The sequence below is a fragment of the Brakhagea slesvicensis genome, assembly GCF_052161625.1.
Taxonomy (GTDB): Bacteria; Planctomycetota; Planctomycetia; order Pirellulales; family Pirellulaceae; genus JBKCUI01.
The window spans coordinates 3,638,470-3,650,587 of record NZ_CP197412.1; the positions used below are offsets into that span (position 1 = coordinate 3,638,470).

At 54.8% G+C, this 12,118-nt stretch carries 6 protein-coding genes; 5 read left to right on the forward strand and 1 reads right to left on the reverse strand.

What is annotated here, in order from left to right:
• Positions 1-141: 141 nt before the first annotated feature.
• Positions 142-4,482 carry a DNA-directed RNA polymerase subunit beta' gene (gene rpoC, locus SH467x_RS13825; protein WP_482367695.1) on the forward strand — a complete coding sequence of 1,447 codons (4,341 nt, stop codon included), beginning with the start codon at positions 142-144 and terminating at the stop codon, positions 4,480-4,482.
• 642 nt (positions 4,483-5,124) lie between these two features.
• On the opposite strand, the gene SH467x_RS13830 is transcribed toward rpoC, so the two are convergent.
• The gene (locus tag SH467x_RS13830) at positions 5,125-5,826 is read right to left on the reverse strand and encodes a hypothetical protein (protein WP_482367696.1); all 702 of its coding nucleotides are present in this window, start codon (positions 5,824-5,826) and stop codon (positions 5,125-5,127) included.
• A gap of 255 nt (positions 5,827-6,081) precedes the next feature.
• Here SH467x_RS13830 and SH467x_RS13835 point away from each other — a divergent pair, with 255 nt between their 5' ends.
• From SH467x_RS13835 to SH467x_RS13850, 4 genes are all read left to right on the forward strand, one after another.
• The gene (locus SH467x_RS13835) at positions 6,082-7,608 is read left to right on the forward strand and encodes a tetratricopeptide repeat protein (RefSeq protein WP_482367697.1); all 1,527 of its coding nucleotides are present in this window, start codon (positions 6,082-6,084) and stop codon (positions 7,606-7,608) included.
• A gap of 50 nt (positions 7,609-7,658) precedes the next feature.
• Positions 7,659-9,131 carry a tetratricopeptide repeat protein gene (locus SH467x_RS13840; RefSeq protein WP_482367698.1) on the forward strand — a complete coding sequence of 491 codons (1,473 nt, stop codon included), beginning with the start codon at positions 7,659-7,661 and terminating at the stop codon, positions 9,129-9,131.
• A gap of 4 nt (positions 9,132-9,135) precedes the next feature.
• Positions 9,136-10,863, forward strand: a complete 1,728-nt coding sequence (locus tag SH467x_RS13845; RefSeq protein ID WP_482367699.1) for a CRTAC1 family protein — start codon at positions 9,136-9,138, stop codon at positions 10,861-10,863.
• A gap of 165 nt (positions 10,864-11,028) precedes the next feature.
• A complete protein-coding gene (locus SH467x_RS13850) occupies positions 11,029-12,114 on the forward strand; it encodes a DUF1559 family PulG-like putative transporter (protein WP_482367700.1) in 1,086 nt (361 codons plus the stop codon).
• Positions 12,115-12,118: the final 4 nt, after the last annotated feature.

A 12,118-nucleotide genomic window follows, 5' to 3' on the forward strand; every position in this document is an offset into this window, starting at 1 on the left:
ACACGATCGAGCTTCGTTACCCGAAGCTCGCAACAAAACAACGAACCGAACCACCAACATACCAGGCAACCCTTCGCAATCAGGTATCTCACGTCGAGAGATCGAGGCTGCGAATGCAAGCGACGTTAGGAGTTTTTCGTAATGGCCAATGCTGAAGCCACCTACGATCGAGTTAATGACTACACTTCGGTCAAGATTTCGTTAGCGCGTCCGCAAGACATTCGGTCTTGGTCGTTCGGCGAAGTCAAGAAGCCAGAAACCATCAACTACCGAACCTATCGACCGGAGAAGGATGGTCTTTTCTGCGAGCGAATCTTCGGACCGGAAAAGGACTGGGAGTGCGCCTGCGGTAAGTATCGCGGGATGAAGTACAAGGGGATGATTTGCGATCGCTGCGGCGTCAAAGTCACCCACTCGCGCGTCCGTCGCAAGCGGATGGGGCACATCGAGTTGGCGGCCCCTGTTGCGCACATTTGGTTCTTTAAAGCGATGCCCAGCCGGTTGGGTAATTTGCTAGAAATGAAAACCACTAGCTTGGAGAAGGTGATTTACTTCCAAGACTACGTGGTCACCAATCCTGGTACCACCGAATTGGAACTGCAACAACTGCTCACCGAGGAAGAGTATCGGGCAGCCCGCGCTCAGCACGGCGATTCGTTTGAAGCCGACATGGGAGCGGAAGCGGTTCGCAAGCTTTTGCAAGCCTTGGATTTGGTCAAGCTCTCGGAAGATCTTCGTACCGAGCTTTCCGAGACGAGCAGCAAGCAACGCAAGAAAGATTTGATCAACCGATTGAAGTTGGTGGAATCGATTCGCGATAGCGAGAACCGCCCCGAGTGGATGGTTCTCGATGTTATCCCGGTCATTCCTCCCGATTTGCGACCGTTGGTGCTTCTCGATAGCGGTAATTTCGCCACCTCCGATTTGAACGATCTCTATCGACGGATCATCAACCGAAACAATCGGTTGCGCAAGCTGGTCGATTTGAATGCACCGGAAGTCATCATCCGCAATGAAAAGCGTATGTTGCAGCAATCGGTCGATGCTCTCTTTGACAATGGTCGTTGTAAACGACCTGTCTTGGGCAGCAGCAACCGCCCGCTCAAGAGCTTGACCGACATGATCAAGGGCAAGCAAGGGCGATTCCGCGAGAACTTGCTCGGGAAGCGAGTCGATTATTCCGCTCGTTCCGTCATCGTGGTGGGACCACGGCTTCGATTGCACCAATGCGGCTTGCCGAAGAAGATTGCACTCGAGCTTTACCAGCCATTCATCATCCGAAAGCTGAAGGAGTTGGGACACGCCGACACCATCAAATCAGCCAAGAAGATGTTGGAGCGCAAGGACGAGGAGGTTTGGGATATTCTCGAACAAGTCATCCGAAACCACCCGGTTTTGCTCAACCGTGCACCTACGCTGCACCGGATGGGAATTCAAGCGTTTGAACCGACGCTGGTAGAAGGAAACGCAATCCATTTGCACCCGCTGGTCTGCAAAGGTTTCAATGCGGACTTCGACGGCGACCAGATGGCCGTGCACTTGCCCCTCTCCATCGAGGCACAAGTGGAAGCGCACACGCTGATGATGAGCACTCACAACATCTTTGCTCCGAGCAACGGTAAACCCATTATGAGTCCTTCCCAGGACACGGTTATGGGTTGTAACTACATCTCCGTGATGCTCCCTGATCAAAAGGGTGAGGGCATGGTCTTCGCCACGATGACCGAAGCGGAGTATGCGTTCCAGCAAGGAACGATCGCTCGACACGCGAAGGTCAAAGTTCGCCTTCCTGCGAATCGGAAATTGAAGACCGAGGATCCGAGTGCGAAACCGGGCGCGATCATCGAAACCACCTTCGGACGGATCTTGTTCAACTCGATCCTTCCTGAGGGGATGGACTATTACAACATCTCCCTCAAGGGAAGTGACTTGGCTGCGGTTATTAGCGACTGCTACCAAAGGTTGGGCCGACGCGCGACGATCAAGCTGCTTGACGATATGAACCAACTTGGTTTCCGCGAGTCGACTCGTTCCGGTCTCTCCTTCGGTGCAGACGACTTGTTGACACCAGAATCGAAGACCAAGCACATTGCTGACGCCGACAAGAAGGTCATGGCCTTCCAGAAGAACTACCTCAAGGGTGTGATGACGGCTCAAGAGCGTTACAACCAGGTCTTGGATGCTTGGACAGCAACGCGCGAGTTGATCACGAAGGACATGTTGCAAGCGATGGAAAATGACAACCATCGCGGCGGCTGGTACATCAATCCGGTCTTCTTGATGGCGTCCTCGGGTGCACGGGGTGGTATCGAGCAGATTCGCCAGTTGTGCGGTATGCGAGGTCTGATGGCCAAGCCGACGGGCGAAATCATCGAAACGCCGATCAAATCCAACTTCCGAGAAGGGCTTGGTGTACTGGAGTACTTCAGCTCGACGCACGGTGCTCGAAAAGGTTTGGCGGATACGGCGCTCAAGACGGCTGACTCGGGTTACTTGACCCGTAAACTTGCCGACGTCGCCCAAAACGTTGTTATCACATTGCATGACTGCGGAACCACCCAAGGGATCACCAAGGGAACGATTTACCGTGGCGAGAAGGTTGAAGTCCGTTTGGCGGATTCGATCATCGGGCGAGTTAGCCGTCAGAACATCGTCAACTTGGTCACCTCTGAAGTGATCGTTGAAGAAAACCAAATGATCACGCGAGACATCGCACGTAAGATCGAAGAGATGGGCTTGGAGAAGATCCAAGTCCGATCGCCGATGACTTGCGACGCTCCACTCGGCGTTTGCCGCCTTTGCTATGGGATGGATATGAGCACGGGATCGCTCGTCGAGGAAGGCATGGCGGTCGGTATTATCGCTGCACAAAGTATCGGTGAGCCCGGTACGCAGTTGACGATGCGTACGTTCCACCAAGGGGGTGCTGCGAACACGAGCATGGAAGAAAGCGATATCAAGGCGAAGAAGACTGGTATCGTCAAGTTCATGAAGATGCGATACGTAACGAACGACGAAGGGCACGACGTGGTCCTGACTCGAAACTGCGAAATCGCGATCGTCGATCCGCGAGGACGCGAATTGGAACGTTACGACGTTCCGTCGGGTGCTCGATTGTTGGTAAAGGAAGATTCAACTGTCGAAAGAGGTCAGCCTCTTTGCGAATGGAACCCGCACAAGATTCCAATCTTCTCCACGGCCGGTGGTAAGATCGCCTTCGTGGATATTATCGAAGGGGAAACGCTCAAACTCGAGAAGGATCCGAGCGGTAACTTCCAACGTCGGATCATGGATTCGCGTGGCAAGTACCATCCACAACTCATGATCGAGGACGCCGAAGGCAAAGCCCTGGACGTGCACTACCTGCCCGAAAAAGCAGTTATCACTTGCACCGAAGGCTCCTTCGTCAATCCAGGTACCGAAATTGCGGAAATGCCTCGCGAGGCAACCGGGGTTAAGGACATCACGGGTGGTCTCCCTCGCGTGACCGAAATCTTTGAAGCTCGCAAACCCAAGGATCCCGCGGTTGTTGCCGAATTGGACGGGACTGTCGAGATTTCCAAGGATCGGAAACGTGGAAAGCGTTCGATCGTCGTACGAAGCGAGAGCGGTGAAGAAGTCGAGCACTTGGTACCACCGGGCAAACGATTCTTGGTTCACTCCGGGGACATCGTTCGCGCTGGTCAAGCTCTCGTGGAGGGACCGATGGTTCCGCACGATATCCTTCGCGTGAGCGGGGAGGAAGCGGTGCAACAGTACTTGGTACACGAAGTGCAACAGGTCTACCGACTGCAACGTGTGGAAATCAATGACAAGCACATCGAGATCATCATCACTCGAATGCTTCGCAAGATGAAGATCACGAACGCAGGAGATACCAGCCTCCTGTCCGGATTGGTCATGGACCGATTCGAATTCAAGCGAGTCAACGACCAATTGTCCAAGTGCGTGAAGATCACCGATCCAGGTGATACCGAATTCGCACTCGGCGCGATCGTGCCTCGCGATGCTTTCGAAGCGTCCAACGCACAATGCGAAGGTTTGGGTGGTAAGCCTGCTAAGGGCAAGAAGCCGAAGCCCGCAAACGGCGAAGTGCAATTGCTCGGTATCACGAAGGCTGCGGTCCAAAGCAATAGCTTTATCTCGGCAGCTAGCTTCCAGGAAACGACCAAGGTGCTTACCGAGGCCGCTCTGGCAGGTAAAGTGGACCGATTGGTCGGTCTTAAAGAGAACGTGATCCTCGGGCACTTGATTCCTGCAGGGACAGGTTTCCGCGTCTTCCAAGATTCCGAAGTCAGCTACCGCAAGGAAGCTCTCGAAGACTTGGTCAACCGCGGTACGGCCGCCGCTGAAGAATCGTTCCCGCTGCTCAATCAGGCTCCGCGACCATCGGAATCCTTTGCCCCACCGGCAGAGGAAGCGAGCGACGGCCCACGATTGGACGCGTCAGCAATCGATACGGGTAGCACCAGCGAAGAGTAATCCCCGAAAGGTGGATGATGGCTCGATGTAGCAATGGTTTGGGCGGCCTTCTTACACCGCCCAAACCAATCGACCTAGGCGCTCTGCGTGCCGCAATCCCGCTCCAATCCCATCTAGGGTCAACAGCCTCCTCTTAGCGCCTTTGCGCCGTGGCGAGAAACCCCATCCTGCCAAGATCCGGAAGAAGGTGGCGCGCCAAGGCGCAACGCTCGCAAAGGGTTAGGATCTGAGGGGGTAGGTGGAAGTTCAAGGATGGGGGGTGGGTAGTGAAGAACTTGGCATGATCCCACCCGACTCCGAACCTTGTCTTCATCCCCTCCATCTCCAATCCCATCTCGGATCAACTCGCCTCCTCTTAGCGCCTTTGCGCCGTGGCGAGAAACCCCATCCTGCCAAGATCCGGAAGAAGGTGGCGCGCCAAGGCGCAACGCTCGCAAAGAGTTAGGATCGGAAGGGTTAGGATCGCAACGGGTTAGGATCGGAAGGGGGAGGTGGAAGTTCAAGGATGGGGGGTGGGTAGTGAAGAACTTGGCATGATCCCACCCGACTCCGAACCTTGTGTTCATCCCCTCCATCTCCAATCCCCGCTCGGGTCAACTCGCCTCCTCTTAGCGCCTTTGCGCCGTGGCGAGAAACCCCACTTTACTTCGACACCGAGTCCGAGGTATCGCCAGTCTGATGGGTTGCAGAGGTCCGTAGCTGAAGAAGAATTCCGAGGCCGATATATGCGAAAGCGGATGTGAATAGGATGGCTCGGTTTGCGTCATGGAAGGGGAGGATTTTGTGTCGACCTTCCGGCGTGGTTACCAATCCAACTAGCAATCCGTACGTGATTGCGGTCGCGACGACACCTAGGAGTCCGCCGACAATTAGGTTGACGGCGTTCTTCCAGTGGTTGCTTGCCAACGCCACGGCAACGCCAGCCGAAATCCCGAGGAGGGCGAGCATCAGCACCCACCGAACAACGATGTAGACCATCGGATCGGAAATCTCAAACGACGGATTCAGCTCGATCCAATGTCCCAGCCATGCTGCGGCAGCTCCCGTGATCGCCCCTAGCCCCAAACCAATCGATGCACCGATCCCTCGATGGGATAGCGACGGAGCGGACCCGACCAGCAAGGCGAGGGCTCCGCACAGGATTCCTCCGGTGATGGCATAGGCGATGAGATCACTGGCAAGCGTTGCCGAGGCAAGTTCGGCTTGCTGCGCCGGCGTGACCATGATTGATTTTTGTGCCTCTTCCGATGCCAATACGAACGGATAAGTGAAGTGAAACAAGGCCGTGAGGAGGGCGGCAAAGAGTGGGGTGGCGAGTAGAACGAAGAGGACTTTTCGTGGCATGGTGGGTACCAAGTAAAAGAATGGAACGGAAAATGGAGCCAGAAAGCTCTGGTAAAAAGGCAATCAACGCACGCCGATTAGAGCAGAATACCGAAAATCTGGCTACGGAGACGACGCCGCCGCTAAGGTGGAGCTAATGGAGCGGAATGAGGGGGAAAAGGTGAACGGCCGTCATTGCAAGACGGCGACTTCTCGTTAACGTAAACTACGAAAGTTGTTTGAAACCAAGTCGGAACCATCCACGGCGCATCACGCATGAAACAGAATGGCACTCCTGGCCGCGATTCCATGGGCAGTTGGAAGTCCGAATTGGCGGGTATTCGTTGGCCCCAGTTAACCGCTTGTGCACTGATCGCATCCTTGTTGTTGCTTGGGATCTACGTTCTCCTCAATCCACTCGAAGACGATCCGGAGCTCATGGAGAGACTTCTGCGAGAGCAGCGAGGAGCAAGTAGAGGAAGCGAAATGGCCAAAGGGGGAATTGGTTCTGTATTGGACGGGGCAGATCCCCTGGGGAGCTTGGAACCAACCCTCGTTTTTGCCGGTGTAGAAGGCAGGCTGGGGGCAGCAGAGCTTCAAGCGTATCTCGCGGAGGTCGCCGAAACGTTGACGACCGAGATGGCCAGCGACTCTGCAGCGCTCCACATTGCGGCGATGATTTATGCAGAGCTTCGGCAAACGCAAACGGCCGAAGGGTTATGGCGTCAATGTTTGGAAATGTCCGCGGAGGAGATGGGGCCGGTGGTCGGTTTGTCGGGATTGTTGGTCGATCAAGGAAAGACGGAAGAAGCGATCGAGATTCTGGAGCGAGCTCGCACGAGTGAAAAGTCGACCGCGGAATACTTCCAAAAACTTGCTGATGCCTATACGAAAATCGGGAACCTCGATTCGGCGGAGGAAATTGCCAAGTTGGGAGTTCGCAAATTTCCGAACGTTGCTGCGCTGTGGTACGAGTTGGGGGTGATCGAAAGCCAATTGCGGAAGAACGGGCAGGCGGAAAGTTCCCTGCGACGCGCGGTCGACTTGGGAGATCGTTCACGCGGAACCGTCAATGCACTGGTCACCATTCTCAATCGTGTTGGCAAGACCGAAGAGGCTCAGGATCTGGCAAAGAGTGTCCTGCCGGTGGAGGCGGAAAAGCCGGAGTCCAACGATGTGCCCGAAGGTTCGGAGAAACAGGCGAGCGATGCCACCTTTTCCGAATCGTACGCCGAGGTTCTCCGTAATTTGGCGGTTCCCTTGTTGAGAAACGCATCGTCGGTCGCCGCGGCCAACAAGAAGCTGGAGCATGCAGAAAAATGGCTATTGCAAGCCTTGGCGGAAGAGCCCACCAATGGCGAGATTTACATGGATCTCTCCTCCATTTTGCGAACGGATCGCAAGTGGGGGGATGCGGTTGTGCTCCATCAAAAGCTGCTCGATATCCAACCTACGAACATCCTCAATTACATGAATCTAGCGAGTGTTGCGACCCAAGCCCAGAGGCCAGAATTGGCGGAGCAAGTGCTTGCGGATGCGACGAAGCGATTCCCAGACGTCGCCTATTTGTATGGGGAGAGAGCCAAGCTGGCGTTGGTCAGGGGGAATACAACGCTCTTTGAGCAACTTGCAACAAAGGCTTACGACCTGGAGCCGATGAATGTGGAGTGGACGTTGATGTTGGCCGTTGCAGCACGGCAAAGCGGTAATTCAGAAGAGATGAAGAAGCTGATTCAGCGAGCCCATGATTTAGCTCCGGGGGATCCTCGCGTTCCGGATCCCAACAACCTCGGTGCACCCTGACGTTCGGTGATTTGAATGGTTCCGAAAGCGCAAATCAGATGGAAAGCGAAATGACTTCGGGGGATAGTAAAAAATGGATGCCTTGGTTAGCCGTCTCGATTGCGATCTCGGCCGGAGCTCTCTCGTTTTATCAATTGACGCTGCTGCGTAACACGATGGACCGCCAAGCGGCGTTAACCGAATGGGTGGGGACGTTGGATAACAGGGAGCCCAAAAAAAGCCAATCTTCGATCGCGACGTCACCTGCTCCCGCAGCCTCCCAATCCCCAACTACAAATCCAACTCCCGCTCCGAGCGAGGGAATGGAGCCACCTCACGGTCCCTCACCGCTAGTGCAGCTAGTTGTTCGGCCGCTTCGCACATCTCTTGAGACGTTGGAGGAAGAGTTGGAGGAGGTCGCCGCGCGGCTTCAGTCTCAATACCCAGCCAGTGCGGACGCTTTGCATGTTGTAGGGATGATGAAAGCCCAGACGCGGCACTACTCCGATGCACAAACGATGTGGCAGGAGTGCATACGATTGGAGCCAAAGCAGGAGCTTCATTACATCAATCTCGCCTCGATCGCGATGGAGCAAGGCAATTACGATTTGGCGCTGAACACCTTGCGACAAGGGCTGGCACTCGGTTTCGATTCCTTTGATATGGCCCATCACTTGGCACTCGCTTTATCCAGTTTGGGTGGATTTGAGGAGGCTAGTAACATTCTCGTCGAGTCGTTGAAAAAGCACCCCAGCGAGGGATCGCATTGGCTACTGCTGGGGCAGGCGCAGTTGGAGCTCGGCAAGCTCTCGGAATCCGAAGGAAGCTTCCGAAAGGCGAAGGAGTTGGGCGTGGAGACCGCAAGTCTCTTTGTTGGACTTGGGAATGCTTGTTTGAGGCAGGGAAAGAGAGCGGAAGCCAAAGAGTATCTGGAGACTTATGCGGAGTTGAAAAAGAAAGACAACCTATCGGGTGAGGAGCGGTATCAAGTCCTGAGCGATCAGGAGATCCGAAGGACTGCAAAGTCGATTTTTACCGAAGCAGCCGCGGTTTACTTCAAGAAGAATGATGCCCTCGAATCCGAGCGGCTACTTTTGCGATGCGTGGCCATGGAGCCGGAAAGTCTCTCTGCATTGAGAGCCTTGGCCGACTTCTATTACCAGTCCAAGCAGCTTGAGGAGGAACGTGTTGTTCGGGAACGCATCGTCTCGTTGGGAAGTGAAGCATTTCAGGACTACCTCGAACTGGCCAAAGTCCACGCAGCCCAGCGAGATCGGCGACGCGCGGAAGCCACCTTGAAGATGGCTGTTTCCGTGTTTCCGCAAAAGATTGAACCGTACGCCGGACTCGCGGAGTTTTTGCTCGAGGGGAACAAACTCGTCGAGGCAAGATGGTATGCGCAGAAGGCTATTGAAAGGGCTCCCAGCGCCGAAGGATTTCTTTTCCTGGCATCGATCTGCGACAAACTTCAAGACGAACGCGGGGCAGCGGAAGCGAGAAAGTATGCGAAGCAACTCGCCGGCAACGAAACGGATCAACGGTAATACGATGCAAAGTAATCAAGCGATGCACGGAGCTGAGAAAAAGATGGTGTTGCGAGGTTCACACTCTTTAGCGGTCACCGTTTTTTTGTGTGCGATGTTCGGTGCACGGTTTTGTTTAGCGCAGGCTGCTAGGCCAACGAAGAACACCATTCAATTGACCGATGTGACTCGGGAGTCTGGGATCGATTTCGTTCATAGTAGCGGGGCCAGTGGCATCGGCTATATCGTCGAAGCCATGACGGGTGGTATGGCGCTGTTCGACTACGATGGAGACGGCTTGATCGATATCTTCTTTTGCAATGGCGCTCCGCTCAAAGGGTCGAAAGAGTCGCCCGATCAACTCCACCATCGGCTTTATCGAAATCTTGGAAACTGGCAGTTCCAGGACGTGACCGAAGAGTCGGGGCTGAAACGGACCGGCTACGGATTGGGGGCTGTCGTGGCGGATTACGACAACGATGGAGATCCCGACCTTTTCATCTCGCAGTTTGGGAAGAACGTGTTGTTTCGAAACAACGGAGACAAGACCTTTACCGACGTCACGGCTTCCGCGGGAGTCGAGGGACGTTATGAAGTCGGTGCAGGGGCTTGTTTCTTGGATGGCGACGGCGATGGACTTCTCGATTTGTTTGTCGCGAGTTATGTGGAGTTCACGTACGAGAACCACGTTCCCGTTTTGTCCAAAGGCCAATACTTGATGGCGGGTCCGCAGTACTACGAGAAGAATCCCGATCACTACTTTCGGAATCGGGGGGATGGAACGTTTGAAGATCAGAGCCAGCGATCGGGAGTAGGGAGTGTGCTGGGCCCGGGTATGGGGGTTGTGGCAGCGGACTTCGATGACGATGGTGATACCGACATTTTCGTCGCCCAGGATGGATCGCCGAATTTGCTGTACGTCAATGATGGAACCGGCCGGTTTGAAGAGAGTGGACTCCTGTCGGGGGTGGCGAGCAACTACGAGGGGAAGATCAATGGGAGCATGGGAGTGGACTGCGCCGACTTTGATGGGGATGGGAAGTTGGATCTGTTTCTGACCAACTACCAATCGGAGATGCCCGTTCTCTATCGGAACTTGGGAGGTGGGATTTTTGAAGATGCCACGCGCAAGGCTCAAGTACCGACGTCCCTCTATCCGCATGTCAATTGGGGGACAGGATTTGTCGACTTCGACAACGATAGCTTTCTCGACATCTTCATCGCCAATGGCCACTTCGACCGAGTCGAGCTCATGGACGATCGAACGTCTCTGAAACTGCCGAACAGCTTGTTGAGAAACAACGGCCAAGGTCGATTTGTTGATGTATCGCGAGAGTCCGGAAATGGGATGGAAATCGTCGAGAGCAGCCGCGCGGCCGGATTCGATGATTTGGACAACGATGGAGATATCGATGTCGTCATTTTGAATTCCAATGCCCCACCTTCCTTATTGCGAAACGATACCCCGTTGAAGAACCACTGGCTCCAAATCAGTTTGCGAGGCAAAGACGGCAATCGAGATGCCATCGGAGCGAGGGTGTCGGTCAAGGCAGGGGGGAAAACCCAAGTGTCCGAGGTCCATTCCGGGCGGGGGTACCAGAGCCACTTCGGATCGAGGCTTCAGTTCGGTCTGGGAAGATTGGAAGAAGTCGATGAAGTTTCCGTACGGTGGCCCGGAGGTGCGACGGAGACATTTGCGGCCCGAAAAGCGGATCAGCATCTTCTGTTGGAGCAGGGAGGGGGGAGCCGATAAGACGCCTTGGCGACCGAAAGGCGGCATTGTTCAGGCACGGATCGAGGGCAAAAATTCGCTGGAATCTTGAGTACGGGGTACTAAATCCCTTTACGCCATTTTTCGCGTCGTGATAGAATCCATTCATTGTTTCTATCTTTCCTTTCCATATTCGAGGATTTTTTTATGAAAAGGTCTCTTCGGCAACGAGGGTTCACCCTCGTCGAGCTGTTGGTGGTGATTGCCATCATCGGCATTCTGGTCGGATTGCTGTTACCAGCAGTCCAGGCGGCCCGCGAAGCGGCACGCCGTATGCAGTGTTCCAATAACCTCAAGCAAATGGGCTTGGCGGCACTGAACTACGAGTCTGCGTTCAAGAAATTGCCAGCCCTTGGGCATTCCGGTGTAGGCAATGCGGCACCTGGAATGGGTGCAGGCGCGGGTTGGCCTTACGCTTGGACCATCTCCGTTTTGCCTTTCATCGAGCAAAACAGCCTGTATCAAAACATGATGGCTCAGGCTCGACCGGGTGGACCGGGGCTCCCAACCCCTTGGAGCACTGCCAACAATGCTTGGGAGAACGCAAACTGGAAGGCGCAAATTCCTTCCTTTATTTGCCCTTCCGATACCCCGCCCACCAACCGTGGCGAGAGCCCTGCTCTGTTGAACTATCGAGCATGCTTGGGTGACGATTACCACCAGAACCATTTCCGTCCTCAAGACGGTCGCGACAACCGTGGTATGTTCCAGATCGATCGCTATTTGGCAATTGGACAAATTCCAGACGGAACGTCGAACACGATTATGTTCGGTGAAGCCGTTGCGGGTGGTGCACCCAACGACGTGTTGGGCGGTGTCGCTCTCGACATGCAAGCTTGGAATCCAGCCGCTTGCTTGGCTCGTATCGACCCAGTGAACCGTCGCCGCATCACCGGCAACGTTCGTGCCGACTTCCGCCCCCAGGGTGGTCGTGCTTGGGACGGTCGCCCCTACTTCGTCGGGTTCACAACCATTGTGGCTCCCAACGGTCCTAGCTGCCACTGGGGTGGTGTAGACGGCAATGAGCACATGGGTGCACTCTCCAGCTACCACACCGGCGGTGGTCAGATCGGGATGGTGGATGGCTCGGTTCGTTTCATCAGCCAATCGGTCGATACCGGCAATCAATCTGTGGATGACATCGATAACCCAGGCAGTCGTCCTTCTCCTTACGGAGTGTGGGGTGCCCTCGGTAGTCGAGCTGGTGGTGAAACCGCTTCGCTTCAAGACTAGTGCA